This window comes from Xenorhabdus taiwanensis (assembly GCF_036512875.1).
GTDB lineage: Bacteria > Pseudomonadota > Gammaproteobacteria > Enterobacterales > Enterobacteriaceae > Xenorhabdus > Xenorhabdus taiwanensis.
Genome location: NZ_AP028978.1, coordinates 1877852 through 1898014, shown reverse-complemented (window position 1 = coordinate 1898014; position 20163 = coordinate 1877852). Strand labels below are relative to the sequence as shown.

The following is a 20163-nucleotide window of genomic DNA, read 5'->3' as shown; positions in this document are numbered from 1 at the left end:
CCACACGCTTGAAAGTATTTGCACAGTTCAAATGCAGGGACTTTTGTGCGTAATTTAAGGTAACTCGGTGAATATTCAGGCCATTCTTTCAGAAAAAATCAGCCATGCGCTGATTGCTGCTGGTGCTCCAGCCGACAGTGAAGCTCACGTTCGTCAATCTGCAAAAGCTCAGTTTGGTGACTACCAGGCAAATGGTGTCATGGCGGCAGCAAAAAAAGTGGGAATGCCACCCCGACAATTGGCAGAAAAAGTCGTCAGTTTGCTGGATCTGCAAGGAATTGCCAGCAAAGTTGAGATTGCAGGCCCTGGTTTTATCAATATTTTTCTGGATAAAACGTGGGTTGCTGCCAATATCGAAACTGCGCTGAAAGATGAAAAACTGGGTATCACTCCGGTAACACCACAAACCATCGTTATCGACTATTCTGCGCCGAATGTGGCAAAGCAAATGCACATTGGGCACATTCGCTCCACGATTATTGGCGATGCCGCAGCACGTACCCTTGAATTTTTAGGTCATAAAATCATCCGGGCTAACCATGTTGGTGACTGGGGTACTCAGTTCGGGATGCTAATTGCCTATCTGGAAAAAATCCAGAACGAAGATGCCAGTGATATGGCATTAGCCGATTTGGAAGCCTTCTATCGTGAAGCGAAGAAAACTTACGACGAAGATGAAGAGTTTGCTGTTCGTGCCCGTAGTTACGTAGTAAAACTGCAAGGCGGTGATGAATATTGCCGTACCATGTGGCGCAAACTGGTTGATATCACCATGTCACAAAATCAGGAAACCTATAATCGCCTGAATGTGACTCTGACAAAAAATGATGTTATGGGTGAAAGCCTGTATAACGATATGCTGCCTGACGTTGTTGCCGACCTGAAACAACGTGGACTTGCCGTTGAGAGTGATGGTGCTATCGTGGTTTACTTTGATGAATATAAGAACAAAGAAGGCGAACCAATGGGTGTTATCATCCAGAAAAAAGACGGAGGCTATCTTTATACCACCACGGATATCGCTTGTGCCAAGTACCGTCATGAAGTCTTACATGCTGACCGTGTTCTTTATTACATCGATTCACGCCAACACCAGCATCTGATGCAGGCCTGGGCAATAGTGCGTAAGGCAGGTTATATTCCTGAGTCCATGTCACTCGAACACCATATGTTTGGCATGATGCTGGGTAAAGATGGTAAGCCATTCAAAACCCGTGCAGGTGGTACTGTACGGCTGTCTGATTTGTTGGACGAGGCTATTGAACGTGCAGACGCTCTGATCCGCGAGAAAAACCCAGATATGCCGGAAGACGAGCTGAAAAAAGTTGTCAACGCGGTAGGTATTGGCGCGGTGAAATATGCGGATCTTTCCAAAAACCGGACTACCGACTATGTATTTGACTGGGATAACATGCTCGCCTTTGAAGGTAATACCGCACCTTATATGCAATATGCATATACCCGCGTAAACTCTATCTTCAAACGCGCAGAAATCGATGAAAGCAGCCTGACCTGCCCTATTCTTCTGAACGAAGAACGTGAACAAACTCTGGCGACACGCCTGTTGCAATTTGAAGAAACGATCACAACAGTTGCCCGTGAAGGCACTCCTCACGTAATGTGTGCTTACCTCTATGATCTGGCTGGCCTGTTCTCTGGTTTTTACGAACATTGTCCAATCCTGAATGCGGATAGCGAAGAAGTGCGCCAGAGCCGCCTGAAACTGGCTTTGCTGACGGCAAAAACCTTAAAGCAAGGTCTTGATACTTTGGGTATTGAAACGGTAGAACGGATGTAATCATCTTGTCCCAAACTGGCATGATTTGATCATGCCAGTTTCAACCACCCAATAAATAATAAATAAATTGGATGATCATTTAAAAATAAGATTAACTAACCAGTTACTATAATCCTCGCTGGGCAAAATCCTTCAATCGGAACCCCATCAAAGCCAGGGCGGCAAAATAACTACCTGCACCCGCAATTACAACCCCCATCAACCGTAACAGGCGCAATGCCATATTGCCCTGATCCCAGGCAGGCATAAACCACAATATTGTCAGTAATACCCCAACCATGACTACGATTGCTACCGCCAACTTCAACAGGAAGAGCCCCCACCCCGCCAGCGGTTTAAAAATCTCACGCTTACGCAATTGCCAATAAAGCATACTGGCATTGAAACAGGCAGCCAAACCAATAGAAAGCGCTAATCCCGCATGTTTTAATGGACCAATAAAAGCAAGGTTCATTAACTGAGTCAAAGTCAGGGTTGCAATTGCAATCTTGACTGGGGTTTTAATATCCTGACGAGAGTAAAAACCAGGAGCGAGGACTTTAACCACAATCAATCCCATCAAACCAAAGCAGTACGCAATTAATGCGCGTTGTGTCATTTCTGCATCAAAGGCAGAAAAATTGCCGTATTGAAAGAGTGACACAGTTAAAGGCTCTGCCAGAATGCCCAACGCCACCGCGCAAGGTAAAGCCAACAAAAAGCAAAGGCGCAACCCCCAATCCATTAACCTTCTATATTCCAGGTGATCCCCATTGGAAAAACTTTTTGCCAGTGACGGCAGAAGGATCGTGCCTAACGCCACTCCCAGCACTCCCGAAGGTAATTCCATTAAACGATCGGCGTAATACATCCACGAAACCGAGCCAGAAACAAGAAATGAGGCAAAAATAGTATTAATGATCAATGAAATTTGACTGACTGAAACTCCCAAAATAGCAGGCCCCATCTGACGAATAACCCGCCAGACGCCACTGTCACGAAAGGAAATTCGTGGCAATACCAGCATACCTATTTTTTTCAGGTGCGGAAGCTGATAAGCCAATTGCAAAATACCACCAGCGAGCACTGCCCAGCCTAATGCCATCACAGGTGGGTTACAGTAAGGTGCTACAAACAGCGAAAAAATGATCATGCTGATATTAAGCAATGTGGGTGCAAAAGCGGGCACAGAAAAGCGATTCCACGTATTGAGAACCGCTCCCGCTAACGAAGCCAGAGATATCAAGAAAATGTAAGGGAAAGTAATTCTGAGCAGATCACGGGTTAAAGTGAATTTATCCGGCGTATCTGTAAAACCCGGTGCTGTAACATAGATAATCCAGGGCGCAGCCATCACCCCTATCACTGTAACTATCGCTAAAATCAGCGTCAACATTCCTGATATATAAGCAATAAAAGTGCGTGTCGCTTCATCCCCCTGTTGATTTTTATACTCAGCAAGTATAGGAACAAATGCTTGTGAAAAAGCGCCCTCAGCAAAAATACGGCGCAGTAAGTTAGGGAGTTTGAAGGCAACGAAAAAGGCATCTGTCGCCACACCCGCACCAAATATACGAGCAATGATGGCATCTCGAATAAAGCCCAGAACGCGGGAAAACATCGTCATTGAACTGACCGCTGCCAGTGATTTCAGTAAATTCATGGTATTTTCTAAGATTGACTTTTATGAAATGAACATAAAAGATGTAAAGCGATTAGGCCAAAGAAATCAAGCTAATATTGTTGAATATTAATAAATTCCATTCATGCCAAAGCTGGGGAGAATGGCAAACAACTTCAACCTATATACAACCTGCAACCAGATGGCTTTACAAGGTGTTACTTTTTTGCGCATTGTGCGCATTAAATGTTGCCAAAGAGCTTCATTTATATCCTATCAACTACATTCCCAGACTGCACCGTAGAGAAAATAGGTATCGTCATAAAACAACTTTCTAATCCATATAAAAAATGAATTTATTGATTAATCACTCTAACTTTTATGTTTTCTTTAATAGCTAATATCAAAGAGTTGGCCGCATATTCAACCCTTTAATGATGATATATAATCACCATTTTTTCGGAGAAATTAAATGAAAGTTACTCAACAGACAAATGACTTTTAGAACCGCAATTTTCAGAGTTGAGTTTATCCTGAGAAAAGAAATTTTTAATATAACGACTCAGGTGCTTTTATGAATGAGCTATATAATTAAATAAATTAATATTTTTTATAAACTGATAAGTAAATAAAATTGAATTAATCTTGCATTCACATAAAAGCGTTCCCACTTGTATGAAAGGTGAAAAGGCATAAAGTTAAAACTCATTATCATCAATTCGTGCGTCCTACTGGTATTAGGATTATTTTTTATAGATCTTTATAATCCAGCACTCCCTATAAATAAGAACCACACTCGCAATGACTGAAAATCAGGCACAAAGCTTTATTGTTTATTATTTCGTTGGTTTCGCTGTATCCCAAATTTTTTGGTCATGTATTCAATCTATTAATGAGTATCAAATATAGTAGTTAGGTTCAATGAATGTGCCAATGATTTTATCGTGTAGTTCGGGTGCGTAAAATCAAATTTCCTCACTCAATACGTTGGGAAAAACTCTTTCCGACGAGATGTTAGTTTTCGGGTAAGCGATTGTATGTTTTTAAATTATCGCTATACCAGAACACAACGTTAAACGAGGTTTTTATTTCCAACGAATGATCACATCTCGTCAACTTCACAGATAAGCTGCACTTCTACTTTATCCAGCGAGAGAGCTGTTACGCATCGGAGGTGGCGTTTTTTAAATGCGAACAACGGCATTGATGCTGATATGTAATGCGCAGGCAGCATCACGAATACCGGCGTTGTTCATAGCCAGCTCAACAACTTGTTTTTTATACCGGCTTGTACCAACGGGTTGGATACGTGACCAAAAAACATTCTTTCCGAAAGGATGTTCAAGGTCAACATAACCTATTAAATCTATTGAATCTATTGAATCTATTGAATCTATTGAATCTATTGAATCTATTGAATCTATTGAATATAGATTATGTATTTTAATATTTCAAAAATGAATCTCAGGCTAAATATTTAATTTATTATGAAGAAAAACAAATTGTGTATTTTACAACGTCTTACACAATAAACACATACGCATAAATAACTATGGCAATGAATTTCAACAAAAAATAGAACTATATATTTCATAAACAAGGTCGTACCTATAGATTGCAAATACCAAACATTATGCTTATCATGACAAAGAAACTATCGCCCTACATTCCCACTTTTTTATGTTCCTTTACCCTGCAAGGAATATGCGGTAGCTTTAATCAAAAGCAAGGATATCCTTATGGAAAGACAGTTTATCGCACATACCTCATTATCTGATAATACCTTATATTTCAAATCCCTTATAGGAATAGACAGATTATCTGAGGCTTACCAGTTTGAGATTGAATTATTAAGCGAAAAGAGGTTAGAAGATCCAATATCACTGCATAAGACGATACTCACTGTAGAAATAAAGAATAAGTCAGCACAAACAAGATACTTAAGTGGTTATATAGAAAAAATATCCTATGCTCCATTCTATAAGTATGACGACAGACTTTATTTATATACGGCTACCGTCAGACCTAAGCTGTGGGAATTAAAACAAAATATTGGCTATAGTATATGGCAAGATAATACTGTGCCCGATATTATCGCCGAAGTACTCAATAAGGCTAAAATTCTGTTTGAAAATCAGCTTATTGAAAAATATCGCACATGGGAATATTGCGTCAAGCATAATGAAACTGATTTCGATTTTATCCACCGCCTGATGGAACATGAAGGAATTTACTATTATTTCAAACATGAAATGGGAAACCATACCATGATCCTGGTTGACGCGCCTCAGTCACATGAGCCAATGTCTGGATATAAAAATATTCACTATATCAACAAGGGTGATTCACCGAAAGCACACATCAAAGAATATATCTACAATTGGAATGTCTCCAGTATCACTATACCAAATACTTACAGCCTTGATGACTACGACTTCCGTAAACCGCGGGCTGAATTATATACAGCTATCCAGACCCCAATCAGTTCTATCGATAACACAGAAATATTCATTTGGCCCGGTCGCTATGTAGAAAATGAACAAGGGCAATTTTATGCCCGAGTTCGCCAACAAGCTGCCGAAGCAAAAAGTGAGCTGATTAGTAGCAAAGGAAATGTGCTGGGAATAGCTCCGGGACATACTTTCACACTATCACTACCCAATGACATCAAAGGCGATGATCATGGTGACTATTTAATTACAGGCGCACACTACTTTCTTTATGAAAAACCTTACATATCCGGTTCTTCTGACGGCGCTTCTGATATCGTTACTGCACTCACTCAAGACCTTCTTAATTCAGACGCAGATAAAAACAAAAACACGATTCAATTTGAAGCAATTCCTGCCGACACTCATTGGAAACCACTGGCAATGACGCCGTGGCCAAAAGTGACCGGTCTTGAAACCGCCGTCGTTACCGGCCCCAAAGATAAACAAATATGGACTGACAAATACGGTCGTATAAAAGTGAAATTCCGTTGGGATAAGGATCGCAAAAAAGATGATACCCGCTCTTGCTGGGTACGTGTTGCAAGCCATTGGGCTGGCTGGCGTTATGGCAGTATATGTGTCCCTCGTGTGGGCGAAGAAGTGGTTATCAGTTTCGTCAATGGTGATCCTGATAAGCCTTTAGTTATTGGCAGCACTTATAACAATGAGAATATGCCTCCATGGGAGCTACCTAAATATGAAACCCGTGTCGGTATTATGTCGAATACCAAGGGAGGTAAGCATGATCAGGCAAATTACCTCTTTTTAGATGATGAACCGAATAAGGAATTATTTGATCTGCATGCAGAACGGAACATGAATATCTCGGTGGAACAAGATAAAAAAGTCACTATTGATGGAAATCGTACGACTGAAATAAAAAAACAGCAAAAAGACACGGTAACTGGAAATGCTAACTTCACCTATAATGCAAACCATGAAACAACCATTCAAGGCAAAGATACATTAACGATCAACAATGGTCAGCAAGAAACCATCAAAAATGGACGAAAAACCGAGATTAACGGTGGTGATACTTATACACTTAAGGGAAATTTAAACGCAAAAATTGATGGAAATTGGGTACAGAATATTACAGGAGTGACGGCAATCTCAAGCCCTAACCTCATTACGATAAAAAGCGATACCAATGTGATAATAGATTGTCCGCAATCTGTGTTTTCAGCCAGTATTGCCACTATATCCACAACAGCGCTTTCACTGAGTGCGATCGAACAATCACACAGTACCGGCCTCTTGTCGACGAGTGTAAAAACTACGAACCTATCATTTACTAATTGTGACATCAGTAATTCGGTAGTATCCAACAAAAAAGCAGATGTAGCGATAGATAAAACGAAGTTGGCATTGGATGACTCAGAGGTTTCAATTGGAAATTCAAATACCAGTATTTCAAATAGCAGCTTACATATCCTCAACTAATGACTGCTTTCTAGGTAACGGATTATCATACCTTCACAAAACGTCCACAGCTCCTAATAACTATTCCCATAAATAATTGCCAATACCTCCAGAGTTGTTATGAAGATCATCAAACCGTTGCGCCTGAGTGTACTTTATCGACCTTATCGTTGGTTGCAAAGAAACCATCTCGGAGTTTCCATTATGGCACTGGCAGACATGGGATCGACCCCACGCTTACGCCCTGAAATAGAGCTTTGGCAACTTGCAGAAAATGAGTTGCAAACCTGTAATGGCGTTATCGATCTCGCTATACCGAAACCTTGTGCTGAATTTTTGGCCACAGGATATGCCTATACTCACCATCAGGCTGATAAAACCACCTGTGCTGCGCGTATTCAGATTGGGCGGTTGGACAAGACATTAGTTGCTTTCGGTGATCGCTATTGGATTGATGATTCTCCTTCAAAACCCCAACCTTTTACGCAAATGCGATTAGACTGGAGTCGAGCGTTTGGAGGGGAAGGTTGTGACGAAAACCCACACGGAATTGGTTTCATCCCAGAACAACTGGATGACAGGCTAAAAATTCATCGCCTGCCCAATATTGAAGCCCTGCATCATCGCTTAATGTCACAATGGCAATTGACACAACAGAAAGTGCCCATTCCGGCAAGTTTTTGCCCTTTAGATTTTATATGGCCACGCCGTTTTACCCGTATCGGGAAAAAATACGGCAAAACCTGGTTGGAAAATGAATTTCCCGGTTTTGCCAATGACATTGACTGGCGGATATTTAATGCCGCCCCCGAGGATCAATGGTGGGAAGAAAATACCACACTGCCAGAGAAAGCAGCGTGGCGCATTTGGAATATGCATCCAGAAAAACCTGTTCAGGAAGGCATTTTGCCCGCATGGAACGCACGTTGCTTTATCAAACGATTACGTCTTGATGAGGAGATTTTTGAAGAGGTTGTCATGCGCAACACAACTGTATGGTTCTTTCCCCATCTGGAACAAATGATTCTGGTTTGGCATGGCACCACACAAATTAATGAAGATGATGCCAGAGATGTCTTGCAAATGATATCGGCACTGGAATTAAGCGATAATCCTCGTCCGCAGGAACATTACCTGCATGTCCTTGAACAACGATTGGATAAAGAAAAAGGCGTTCTATACACTTTTCGGGAAAAAGATCTTATCGCCGAAGAGATGATTGGTCCGTGGCTAGATACAGAACAACCAGAAAATAGCCTACCATTGCAACAAAATTTGCAAAATCGTGAAAAACGCCTGCGTGAACAGCAACAAGAACGCTTATCTAAGTATGGCTACGACATTAATACAATGCTGCCAGTTGGTACAGAACAGCCCCCTCCTTCTCCAAAACTGGCTGAATTACCGGAATTCATGGAAAAAATCGAACAATATGCCACCGAAAAAAAGGCTGAGGCTGAATTACAGAAAAAAAATGCCATTGCTTTAGCCAAAGAACAAGGTATTGATATTGAAAAACTAACGACAAAGTCAGAACTCAGGGGGCCAAAAAACCTGCATCAGATACAGGATATGCTACAAAAGCACCAAATAGGCTTCAATACTAAAGAACTGGCACAAATCGAGCAAACAGTACACTCAATGTATTTATCTTCAGTACAGGAACAAAGCCCTGCCCTGCGCTTAACAGGCAGCCTGTCACAGATCATTCGCAAAAGAGTACAAAAAATCATGCTGCAAGGGGGAAATTTCACGGGCATGGATTTTACTGGCGCAGATTTGTCAGGCATGGATCTACGGGGGGCTAATTTCACTCGTACCTTATTGGAAAGCGCATGTTTAAACCACTGTCAACTGGACGAAGCCAATTTCAACGAAGCCATGCTGGCGAGAACTGAAATTTGCAACGCTTCATTACGTGGAGCCAAATTAGATCATGCCAGCCTGTCGCTGGCTAAATGTGAACAGAGTGACTTTTCTTCTGCAAGTTTCACTGAAACTCAACTGCAAGAAACTCGGTTTGACCATTGTCACTTTGACCATGCCATATTTGCAGAACTATTCCTGCAAAAAATATTTATTACGCATTGCCAATTCCAATATTCACAGTGGAAAAACTGTACATTTGTAGGACTTGAGCTCCCTGCTCTTAGGTTCAATCACACAAACCTGAATAAAGTTTCATTTATTGAGTGCAAGCTAAAACAAGCAATTTTTGATTATGCAAAACTGGAAAGTTGTTCATGGGTAGAAACTGAAGCAAACGGTATCCGATTTCATTCAGCCAGGTTGCTGACCTGCGTATTTGCCATGGACAGTGAGCTTAATCAAGCTGATTTCAGCCATGCAATATTGACAGAATGTAACCTGCGACAAATGCCTTTGGTCAAAGCGAAATTCTATGCCACAACCTTGAATAACACCGATCTCAGTGAATCTAACTGCCAGTCGGTTGATATGCGGTACCTTAATACAGAAAAAAGCCTGTTTATCAGGACAGATTTCCGGAATGCCTTACTGAAAAATGCCAACCTGATGAGCGCATTTATGCAGAAATGCAACTTCAATAATGCAGACTTACAGGATGCCAATCTATTCCGTGCTGATATGTCCCAATCAATTATCAGCGATTCAACCTCAATTACAAATGCTTATATTAAGCGTACCAAGACCTTGCCCAAACGAGATAAGGATCTGATATGAGTTCACTGACAGCCGACGAATTAGCAGACAAAATCAAGCAAGGTGAGGTCATTGAAAAAATCAGTTTGCAGAATATTTCCCTGACCGGACGTGACTTATCCGGGGGAATTTTCAGAGAAGTTGATTTTTCAGGTGCTGATTTTTCTCGTACTTTAATAAAAGAAACCTGTTTTACCGAGTGTCCGGTACAAGGAGCAATTTTCGACTCGGCTATACTTGAACAGTGCACTTTTGAACAGTGTAATCTGAGGCTCGCAGTCTTTAATAAAAGCACATTAACAGACAATGTATTCCATCAATCTGTTTTGGAAAAAACCCAATTTACAACGACAAAACAGCGCAATACCCAGTTTGCCTCTTGTTCATTGCAATATGCTGATTTCAGTCACAGTGACTTTGAACGAATCATATTTCTTGCGTCATCAATGGATCAAACAAGATTCAGCCACAGTCATTTTTTTTTAGTCACTTTTTTTCGGCAGGATTTACGAACAAGCGATTTTTCTGCCAGTGAATTTAATAAAACCGTTTTTTTTGAATGCGATCTACGTAAGCAAAATTTCCATAAACAAACCCTTAAAATGTGTCAATTTATGGATAGCCAGCTTGAATCCGTCAATTTCAATCACGCCATCCTGACTAATTGCAATTTCAAAGGCGCCATTTTAAAAGATGCCTTACTATCAAATGTCAATGCAACCCAGGCATTATTTACCGAAGCAGATTTAACCCGAGCCCGTTGCAAAAACAGCCTGTTCGAACAAGCTCTTTTTATTGGTGCATCCCTTGAATCTGCCGATTTTCGGCACAGTAACCTCGCCTTGGCAGTCATGCACAAAGTACAGGCAATGAATGCACAATTCACCGGTTGTAATATGCCTTACACGGATTTTTCCTATGCAAATGTCAACAACAGTGATTTTCGCACTGCTCAATTTATGAGAACACTTTTTCATCGTGCTCAACAAATTGGAACATTATTTTCTGACCGCCAAGGTATTCTGGAAAATGATCCTGAACTATTTGCCGCTGAAGAGTGGAATACACAACATAACAAGATTTCATCAGGAGAATCAAAATGACGAAGCCCGCTTATGTATTTTCCTCATTCACCTTTGATACTGAGCCATTACAGCAGATTACTGGTCAGATTGTGAACATTCTTCCAGATGGCAGTTTTATGGCAGAAAGCCATAACAACCGTGGTTGGCATTGCCGACAAGCTGTCAGTTGTTTATTGACACCCAGCATGGGGGATACGGTATTAATTACGAAAACCAACAATCAGCTCTGGATATTAGCCATATTGGAACGGACAAAACAACAACACATTGCTGAAATCAGCGTCCCAGGTGATCTCACAATCACCTCACAAGGGAACCTAAGCCTGCATAGCAACGGATTCGCTATCACAGCCAATAATGGAAATTGTCATATCAGTGAAATGCAATATAGCGGGGAATCCCTGTCTGCATGGATCTCAATAACTCGTCTGGTTGGTAATCAGTTCGAATCTCTTTGGAAAACAGTCACACAACTGAGCCATCGTCTATTTCGTCATACCACACAAACGGAGCAGGTTCGTGCAGGTCAATTAGATATGCAAGCTGAACATTATGCCCGATTACATGCCCGGCAGGCTATTATCTCTGCAAAAGCCATGACCAAAATCGACGCTGAACAAATTCATATCGGCTAAGGATAAGACTATGTTTGCTAACACTCAAGGTGGTGGAATGGATATAGCCGTTCCTGATGTTTGCCTGACACCAATGTTTACACCTGTACCTGTGCCTTATCCTAATATGGCACAAGGTACGACCGGTATAAGCAATGCTACTAATATCTTATTTATGGGTTGTCCAGCCCATAATTTGGCAACAACCATACCCATGACAACAGGAGATAATTCCGGCGTCAATGGTGGTGTCGCTGCCGGCACCGTAATGGGTAATGCCCGCCATGTAATGGGGGCCAATTCCGTCTTGATCAAAGGCTCTCCAGCAACCCGGATTTCCAGTTCTACTATGCAAAATTCGACTAATGCTATGGGTTCACGCATTGTACCCAGCCAAACAAAAGTTCTTATCACGGCCGCTTAGCTTTTTGCTTTTTTATTCATTAACAGTGCTCTATACCTAAGTATACTTTAACAAACATGATGATAATGTCTCTTTCACCCAGTAAAAAAGTGGCAAAAAGTGGCTTCCTATCCATAGTATCGATAACCACAGTATTGATAGCCATAACGGGTGGTTGTTCATCAAAAGCAAATTTGCCGCCCTATAAACTCATCTTTAATACAGAATCTAATGTAAATGATTCCGCACCCGTGAAAGTAGATGTCTTTTTACTAAAATCGAATGAAGAGTTTATATCAGCCGATTTTTTTTCCCTGCAAAGCAAGGCACAGAATACGTTAGGCGATAAACTGGTTAATAAAACCCTATTTTTTATACGCCCTTTTCAACCTACGCATTGCCTGTTGGAAAAAAACCAGCCGGAAGCTAACTACATCGGACTTATCGCTGAGTATAAAGAATTGAACGGCAAGAAATGGCGCATTTCATTTCCCGTTCCTGTACCTGAAAAGCCCTCTTTTTATGAATTTTGGCGCACTCCTTCTGACGAACTACGTCTATGCGTAAAGGTCACTAACACTGGCTTAAGTCTCATCAAAGAATGCAACTTGAGTTGTGTGACAGGAGATAAATAAGGTAATGAATAAATCAGAAAAAGTTATCTGGACAGAAGGCATGTTTTTACGCCCCCATCACTTCCAGCAGGCTGAAGACTACTTGGAAGCCTATATTCGTCACTGGGGAATAGCACAACACCCTTACTATTGGGGTTTTTTAACTCTCGAATGGGATCAGGAACTGCTTAATCAGGGTAAAGTCAGCCTTTTCACAGCCAGTGGTATTTTCCCTGACGGAACCCCCTTTAGTTTTGATGCCGCCAATGCTCCCGCCCCCTTACAACTTAGTGAAAACCCGTCTGATAACCATGTTGTTCTGGCTTTACCAACTTGTCAGCGAGGGAAAGAAGGGGTCATTTTCAGTGAAAAAAGCGATTCTCTGGCTCGCTTTGTGAGCTTTGAAGCTGAAGTCAACGACTTTAATGCCATGTCTGTTGGCAATGCTGCAATACAATTTGGCAAAATGCGTTTGCGCCTGATGTTGAAATCTGATTTAACTCCCGAGTGGACCGCATTGGGTCTTGTATATGTCATGAATAAAACGAATGACAAGAAACTCTATCTTGACTCGCAATTTATTCCGCCCCTGCTCAACTGCCATACGAATCCACAAATAGAAAGTTTTATCAGTCAAATACAAGACTTACTAGAACAGCGTCGCCAACAAATTAGCCAGCGCCTGTTACAGTTGGGGCGATACAATGATTCTGAAATTATGGATTTTCTCTTGCTGTCACTTTTGAATCGCTATAGCGGCCAGATGAACCATATGCAGAACCTGTCGCTATTGCATCCAGAACGGTTATTCAACGAATGGCTACAATTTGCCACTGAATTGGCGACATTCTCCCAACGCCGTGTACCGGAAGGAAATTTACCTCTCTATGATCATGACAATTTAACACAGTGCTTCAACCAACTTATGTTCCAACTACGCCAAGGGTTATCAATCATTCTTGAAGAACATGCCATTCAGTTGCCATTAACGGAATACTCTCATGGCTTGAATATCGCAACGTTACCCAACACCAATATGATACATACGTTCAGCTTTATTCTGGCCATTCATGCCGATGTTGCAAATGATATGCTCATGAACAAATTCCCTGCCCAAATGAAAATTGCCCCCATTGGCCGTATACGTGAATTGGTTCAATTGCAATTACCCGGTATCTCACTACGATCCATGCCATCTGTCCCCAGACAAATTCCCTGGCATTCAGGTTATGTCTATTTTGAATTAGAAAAAGAGGGGGACTTATGGAAACAGATGGAGAAATCCAGCGGTTTTGCCTTACATCTGGCCGGTGAATTCCCTGGCTTGAGCATAGAATTTTGGGCTGTCCGTAATAAGGAAAAATCGAGGTAACGAAGCCAATGATGCAGGAAAAACAGAAAACTGAACATAAGATACTTTCTGGTGAAACCAACCGTAACCCGTTGGTTTCCGCCGCAAATCCATTGTTAAATACGATTCCCCAGATCCGGCATTCAATTGTTCACCCTGACCCAACCCATTTACGCCAGCAACTGATCAATGAAATCCGACGTTTTGAAGTGGAATGCCAACAAGTCAACCTGCCTTATAACGTGATCATTAGTGCCCGCTACTGTCTATGCACCGCACTGGATGAAGCCGCAGCACTCACATCCTGGGGTCTGCGCAGTGTTTGGTCTGGCAGTGGCCTGCTTGTCACTTTTCATAATGAGACCTGGGGGGGCGAAAAATTTTTCCAATTATTAGCCAGATTATCACAACATCCCAGGGATAATTTGTTCCTATTAGAACTCATTAACTTCTGTCTCTTGCTTGGATTCGAAGGGCGTTATCGTGTCATCGATAACGGTCGTACCCAATTAGAAACCGTGAAACAACGCTTATTCCAGTTAATAAGTTCAATTAGAGGTAATTACTCCATTGAATTATCAAAAAAAACACAAGCCATTACCTTGCCGAATAAACTCCAACACATTTCCTTACCAGTATGGATCTCTATAGCGATATTAAGTTTTCTGGTATGTATCTTGTATATAAACCTGAACTGGAAGTTGAATGACAGGATTAATCCCATTTTGGCAAAAATCTACCAGACTAATTTGCCCGATGTAACGGTCAGTAATAGAGTATTTCCGTCTGCACGACTTCCCCAGAACCTGCAAAGCAGGCTACAGGATGAAATAGCCGCGGGATTATTGGACGTCTCTGACATGCCTGATAAAAGCGTGATCACACTAAAAGGAGATGGTTTATTCAATACCAGCTCCATTCAGATCAAAAGCCGTTATTTGGATGTCATCAGGCGGGTTGCTGAGGTATTAAACCACTTTAACGGAGAAATTCTGGTTGTCGGGTATACCGATAATATTCCCATTAATACCCGTTTTTCCCGTTTTTCATCCAATAATGCTTTATCTCTAGCAAGAGCCATGTCTGTACAAAAAGAGCTACAACGTTACCTGAACCAACCAGAAAGAGTCAAAACAGAGGGAAAAGGTGCCGAAAATCCTTTAGTACCAAATAATACTGCCAGTAATCGAGCTAAAAACAGACGAGTCGAAATCACACTGTTAGTTTCTCCTGTAAGCCAAACGATGTAAGGAAATTAAGACATGCTGAATGCACTTTTTTCTATCATCACCAGCCGGTTAACATGGAGTTTTCTTGGAGTAACGGCTGTTTCTTTTTTCATCTGGTTCATTGGTCCCATTATTTCTGTTGGTAGTAAGTTACCTTTTGAAACAAAGCCAATACGAATCATTACCATAGTTTCTTTTTACTTGCTCTGGTTATTAGTCAAAGTAATGCCGCGATTATACCAATCATGGCTTAACCAAAAGCTGGCCCAGAGATTGAATATCACTAAAGATGAAAATGACGAAAATAAACAGCATGGACAACATATTACATTGGCAGAGCGTTTCTCTGATGCTGCAAGATTATTGAAAAAGGCCTATTTTTCTGGTTGGTATAATAAAAATAAACCGAGCTGGATAACCTTTTTCAGTCGACAATATATATATCAATTGCCTTGGTATCTGGTTATAGGTGCTCCCAACTCAGGCAAAACTACAACCCTGACAAACTCTGGTCTACATTTTCCTCTGTCGGACTATCTGGGTAAATCCGCATTTTACAGTATGCAAGACACAAATAGCTGTAGCTGGTGGTTCACCAATAAAGCCGTTCTGCTAGATACTACAGGTCGCTATGTCACACAGGATAGTTTTCACCAACAGGAAGCTGAAGAATGGAAAAATTTCATCCGGCTGTTGAAAAAATACCGGATACGCCAACCACTTAATGGAATTATCATCACTATTAGTGTGGAAGATTTACTCAATCCATCCACTGAAAAACGGGATCAGCAAGCTTATATGCTGCGCAAACGCCTATCAGAGTTACATGAACAACTTAAGATACAGTTCCCTATTTATATCATGATCACCAAGACTGATTTATTAAAAGGATTTAGTGCTTATTTTTCCCATTTTGACAAAAAATCCCGTGAACAAATTTGGGGATTTAATTTCCCATGGAATAACTCTTCACGGGGCAAATGGAATAAAGGTCTTGATTTTGATTTGAATGAAATTCTTAATCAACAATATAGCCAATTAGAATTACGCTTAAATGCTGAATTACCTTCTATTCTCTTAAATGGACACAATGCCCAACAATGTGCCGAAAGTTACTTATTTCCGCAAGAATTTGCATCCCTGCGCCCGCTGATTACACAATATCTTGAAATCGTATTCGCAAAATCGGGATTTGAAATACCTTACTATCCACGAGGGCTCTATTTTACCAGTGGAACACAAACAGGATTTTCCTTTGACAATGTCATGGAGAAATTTAACCGCAGTTTTCAGTTACCAACAAATAACAATAGTGATGCCATGTCATGGGAGAATAATACAGGAATTGTTCACCCTACCCCGACCAGCCAGACTTACTTTATAAAAAACTTACTGGAAAATATCTTCAATGAAGCAGGAATTGCCGGTTATAACCGCTGGTGGGTATACCGCAAACGCATCCTGGGGGGATTAGGATATGTTTTTTCAGTGACGATACTGGCATTAGTGACTAATTTACTTTTGACCAGCTACAACAATAACAAAGATTACCTGATGGGAGTACAAGCCAGATTTCCAGCCATTGCAAAACAAAGTGCTGATTTAAAGAAAAACGCCAATGATATTTATGCTTTGCTTCCTATGTTAAACAGTTTGGCTCATTTAGATAAAAGCCAACATTTTTCCTTGAATGATCCCCCCTTATCCTATCGAATGGGATTGTATTGTGGTGAACAAATCAGTGATGCCAGCCATTTTCTATATAGAAAAGCACTACAAACATTATTATTGCCCCAGATAGCAGCAATCATCACTAACCAGATGCATGATGACAACAATGATAACATAGAGAACACCTACAATACGCTGAAGGCTTATCAAATGTTATACCAGCCTAAGCATTATGATGGTAAGTTTCTGCATAACTGGGTCATGCAATATTTGAAAACCCAATTAAAAGCAGACACAACCCAACAGCATTTGCAACAAATCGAGGAACACATCAGCCAATTGTTAGATAACCAGGTTGTCACATCCCCTTTCATTCGTGACGACGCTCTGATCGAAAAAAAACAGCAACTAATTAGCAGCATCCCACCAGCACAACGTGCTTATAATTATATGAAGAGCAAATTAATCAATGATCCCAATTTAGCTCCCGTAAATCTGGAATCACTTGCTGGTCCCCAGGCCGAATTGGCTTTCTCACGCCTAAGTGGCACACCCATTACAGAGGGTATATCTGGGATGTTTACCCCTGCTGGTTATCAACAAGGTTTTGAAAAAAACCTCAATACTTTTCTAACAACCTTATATTCACAGGATAATTGGGTGCTCGGCAGCTATGCAAAAAAGCAGACCACTAAGGAAATAAAATCCTCCGTTAAGCAATTTTATATTAACGACTACATATATCAGTGGAGCGAGTTTCTGGCGGATATTAGTTTGAGAAATATCGATAGCCTGGAGAAACGGATCAACATTTCACGCCTGTTGTCTTCTTTTGATTCACCTCTGCGTCACCTTTTAATTAATATCAGTAAAAATGTCATACTGAATGAAAATAACAATAATATCAAACAACTCAACATTATTGTGAAGAGCCATGTTGTAAAGGCATCATCAGATAAGTTAACGAAATTAGTGCCCAAACAAATAATGCCAGATAATAATCAACCTACACCAGAACAGAAATTAGAAGAATATTTTGTACAAATTATTGCATTAGCAAAAAGGCCAAATAAAAACATCCAAAGCATCCCCTTTGATAAGACCTTAAAAGAAATTGGTGAGTTATACCTGTATTTAACCGCAGTACAAAATGCAACCAACGCGGGAATGCCCTTGCCTCCTGGTCAGATTATCACGCAGCTACAAGCAACATCAGCCCTCCTGCCTGTGCCGCTCAGGAGCATAGTTTCTTCACTCGCAGTCGGAGCCAGTAGCGATACCCAGCTTAGTGATATGAAAAATGTCGGTAAGCATCTCAGTACAGAAATTGGCGGTTTTTGCAACCAAGCGATTGCCAATCGCTATCCGTTGAACCCTAACTCAAAGCAGGACATCAAGCCCGATGACATGGCACGAATGTTTGCCCCAGGAACAGGCTTAATGGACAGTTTTTTCCAGAAAAGTTTAGTGGGTAAAGTCAATACGGTCCTCCCAAAATGGCAATTTATGCCTGGTGTGAATGGCAAGCCCTTGCCAGGAGGGGAAAAGCTGCTCAAACCTTTCCAGCAGGCCCAGATTATCAGCAATACGTTATTTACCAACGGAACCCCAACGCCATCATTTCGCGTCATGGTTCGTCCTGTCAGCATGAGTAACGATATATTGAGTATGGTGCTAGATGTAGATGGACAGATATTAGAATACAGTCACGGCCCGCAACTTTCACAACTCATTAGCTGGCCCGGCCCTGCCAATATCAATCTGGTTCGTATCCAATTGAACCTAACTAATGGTACAACCGCAAACTTATCAACATCAGGTTTCTGGGCACTGAACCGATTGCTGGATCATGCAAAACGTATCCGGCGTGGTAAAACAAGGAATCCAGTCAATATCGGTGATATGAGCTTATGGGTAAAGTTTAATATCAGTGGTCATATCGTTTTGCTGGAATTTACCCCGAACAGCATTTTTAGTCCGTTTAATCTCCCTGCCTTTTCGTGCCCAAATACAGAGCTGTTTCAGGCAGCATGATCGATATCCTTACAGTGAATTTGTGAACTGAATATAAGCTGAAAATACCATGAATATTGATGCCTTACTCACCCCAATCAGTGTGGAACTTCCTTGCGGGGAAGACCTCGAATACGATGATGAATTTCTGGCATTAGAGCGGAACCTAATCGAAAAGCCGGAACAGCAATTTGGTGATGTACTCATCCCTGCTGAGCCGCCCAACTGGATAGAGGTGGAAAAAAAAGCCACTCACCTACTGTCCCGTTCCAAAGATCTGCGTGTCATCATAGCCCTTATACAAGCATGGTTAAATATTCGAGGAGTATGTGGGTATGCCGATGGCCTGAGTTTACTACGCCAAACCCTGGAACGTTATTGGGAAGATGTGTGGCCAAAATTGAATTTTAATGGTGAATATGATCCCTTATTCCGCCTAAACACGCTGGCTATCATTGAAGATGGTTCACCATGTACGATAAAAGCTCAAAACTCGATTCTACTCAGGAGTGTTTCAACGGAATTGTCATTACAGGAAATTTGTTTACTGCTAAATGGTACGGTAACCGAAATCAAAGGTTATACAGGCGGACGCACCAGATTAATCAACGAATTACACCAACAATCTAACAGCCCTGAGCTCCGGGCAATCATCACCATTCATGAGCAACTGACTGCCTTGATTGAAATTGTTCGCCATAATTTATCCGACGGTTACATACCCGAATTGCCACAGTTTTTAAAACAGTTGGATACCATCATTGGATTTTTTCTCATACATAAACCAGACACAGATATTCCAGAGCATGCTGTCGGCACAAGAACATTTGAGTCCGAACCTATGCAACAAAACAACGCAGCGGAGCAAATGACTTCACCCACCCCAATCCTTGAATCCCTTGAAAAAGGGGAATTTTCCCATTGGCGAGAAATCGAAGTCAATAACCGTGATGATGCCCGCATTTTATTAGAAAAAGCCAAAAATTATTTTCTTCAACATGAGCCAAGCCATCCTGCACCTATGATGATTGACCGCATCTTACGGCTGATTGACAGTGATTTTATTAATATTATCTACGATCTGGTCCCTGACGGATTAAATCAGCTTGAGAGCGTTTTTGGTCGCCCCAATAACCCTGATGTGGTGGATTAAAAGGGTATCAACTTAGTTATCCAGACAATAACGGAG

At 41.2% G+C, this 20163-nt stretch carries 12 protein-coding genes and 1 pseudogene; 11 read left to right on the top strand and 2 right to left on the bottom strand.

Going from position 1 to position 20163, the window contains the following annotated elements; genetic code table 11:
• Nucleotides 1-67 precede the first annotated feature (67 nt).
• Nucleotides 68-1798 (top strand): arginine--tRNA ligase, encoded by a 1731-nt coding sequence (argS, locus tag ACE1SE_RS08630; RefSeq protein WP_374053469.1) that lies wholly within the window; start codon nucleotides 68-70, stop codon nucleotides 1796-1798.
• Nucleotides 1799-1904: 106 nt separating this feature from the next.
• On the opposite strand, the gene murJ is transcribed toward argS, so the two are convergent.
• Nucleotides 1905-3440, bottom strand: a complete 1536-nt coding sequence (gene murJ, locus ACE1SE_RS08625; protein ID WP_374053468.1) for a murein biosynthesis integral membrane protein MurJ — start codon at nucleotides 3438-3440, stop codon at nucleotides 1905-1907.
• An 857-nt stretch (nucleotides 3441-4297) separates the two neighbouring features.
• Nucleotides 4298-4678: pseudogene (locus ACE1SE_RS08620) on the bottom strand (IS1 family transposase); the annotation flags it as partial.
• A gap of 459 nt (nucleotides 4679-5137) precedes the next feature.
• Between ACE1SE_RS08620 and ACE1SE_RS08615 the strand changes: the two are divergent.
• From ACE1SE_RS08615 to tssA, 10 genes are all read left to right on the top strand, one after another.
• Nucleotides 5138-7333 carry a type VI secretion system Vgr family protein gene (locus ACE1SE_RS08615; protein ID WP_374053467.1) on the top strand — a complete coding sequence of 732 codons (2196 nt, stop codon included), beginning with the start codon at nucleotides 5138-5140 and terminating at the stop codon, nucleotides 7331-7333.
• Nucleotides 7334-7432: 99 nt separating this feature from the next.
• The gene (locus tag ACE1SE_RS08610) at nucleotides 7433-10015 is read left to right on the top strand and encodes a DUF2169 family type VI secretion system accessory protein (RefSeq protein ID WP_374053466.1); all 2583 of its coding nucleotides are present in this window, start codon (nucleotides 7433-7435) and stop codon (nucleotides 10013-10015) included.
• Nucleotides 10012-11097, top strand: a complete 1086-nt coding sequence (locus ACE1SE_RS08605; RefSeq protein WP_374053465.1) for a pentapeptide repeat-containing protein — start codon at nucleotides 10012-10014, stop codon at nucleotides 11095-11097. The genes ACE1SE_RS08610 and ACE1SE_RS08605 overlap by 4 nt, the downstream gene beginning before the upstream one ends.
• Nucleotides 11094-11714, top strand: a complete 621-nt coding sequence (locus tag ACE1SE_RS08600; RefSeq protein WP_374053464.1) for a DUF3540 domain-containing protein — start codon at nucleotides 11094-11096, stop codon at nucleotides 11712-11714. The genes ACE1SE_RS08605 and ACE1SE_RS08600 overlap by 4 nt, the downstream gene beginning before the upstream one ends.
• A gap of 10 nt (nucleotides 11715-11724) precedes the next feature.
• A complete protein-coding gene (locus ACE1SE_RS08595; protein WP_099132269.1) occupies nucleotides 11725-12117 on the top strand; it encodes a DUF4150 domain-containing protein in 393 nt (130 codons plus the stop codon).
• Between the two features lie 65 nt (nucleotides 12118-12182).
• Nucleotides 12183-12731: a type VI secretion system lipoprotein TssJ gene (gene tssJ, locus ACE1SE_RS08590; protein ID WP_374053463.1), complete on the top strand. Its 549-nt coding sequence runs from the start codon at nucleotides 12183-12185 to the stop codon at nucleotides 12729-12731.
• Between the two features lie 4 nt (nucleotides 12732-12735).
• Nucleotides 12736-14082, top strand: coding sequence for a type VI secretion system baseplate subunit TssK (gene tssK, locus ACE1SE_RS08585; protein ID WP_374053462.1), 1347 nt, complete (start codon nucleotides 12736-12738; stop codon nucleotides 14080-14082).
• Nucleotides 14083-14090: 8 nt separating this feature from the next.
• Nucleotides 14091-15311: a DotU family type VI secretion system protein gene (locus tag ACE1SE_RS08580; protein WP_445082114.1), complete on the top strand. Its 1221-nt coding sequence runs from the start codon at nucleotides 14091-14093 to the stop codon at nucleotides 15309-15311.
• A gap of 12 nt (nucleotides 15312-15323) precedes the next feature.
• On the top strand, nucleotides 15324-18995 hold the full coding sequence (gene tssM / locus ACE1SE_RS08575; protein ID WP_374053461.1) for a type VI secretion system membrane subunit TssM: 3672 nt from the start codon (nucleotides 15324-15326) through the stop codon (nucleotides 18993-18995).
• A 49-nt stretch (nucleotides 18996-19044) separates the two neighbouring features.
• Nucleotides 19045-20127, top strand: coding sequence for a type VI secretion system protein TssA (tssA, locus tag ACE1SE_RS08570; protein WP_374053460.1), 1083 nt, complete (start codon nucleotides 19045-19047; stop codon nucleotides 20125-20127).
• Nucleotides 20128-20163: the final 36 nt, after the last annotated feature.

Excerpts from the sequence above, each read along its gene's own strand:
- ACE1SE_RS08605 (WP_374053465.1), top strand. The coding sequence starts at position 10,012 with ATGAGTTCACTGACAGCCGACGAATTAGCAGACAAAATCAAGCAAGGT.
- ACE1SE_RS08610 (WP_374053466.1), top strand. The coding sequence starts at position 7,433 with ATGAAGATCATCAAACCGTTGCGCCTGAGTGTACTTTATCGACCTTAT.
- ACE1SE_RS08580 (WP_445082114.1), top strand. The coding sequence starts at position 14,091 with ATGATGCAGGAAAAACAGAAAACTGAACATAAGATACTTTCTGGTGAA.
- tssA (WP_374053460.1), top strand. The coding sequence starts at position 19,045 with ATGAATATTGATGCCTTACTCACCCCAATCAGTGTGGAACTTCCTTGC.
- tssM (WP_374053461.1), top strand. The coding sequence starts at position 15,324 with ATGCTGAATGCACTTTTTTCTATCATCACCAGCCGGTTAACATGGAGT.
- murJ (WP_374053468.1), bottom strand. The coding sequence starts at position 3,440 with ATGAATTTACTGAAATCACTGGCAGCGGTCAGTTCAATGACGATGTTT.
- ACE1SE_RS08600 (WP_374053464.1), top strand. The coding sequence starts at position 11,094 with ATGACGAAGCCCGCTTATGTATTTTCCTCATTCACCTTTGATACTGAG.
- ACE1SE_RS08595 (WP_099132269.1), top strand. The coding sequence starts at position 11,725 with ATGTTTGCTAACACTCAAGGTGGTGGAATGGATATAGCCGTTCCTGAT.
- tssK (WP_374053462.1), top strand. The coding sequence starts at position 12,736 with ATGAATAAATCAGAAAAAGTTATCTGGACAGAAGGCATGTTTTTACGC.
- ACE1SE_RS08615 (WP_374053467.1), top strand. The coding sequence starts at position 5,138 with ATGGAAAGACAGTTTATCGCACATACCTCATTATCTGATAATACCTTA.
- tssJ (WP_374053463.1), top strand. The coding sequence starts at position 12,183 with ATGTCTCTTTCACCCAGTAAAAAAGTGGCAAAAAGTGGCTTCCTATCC.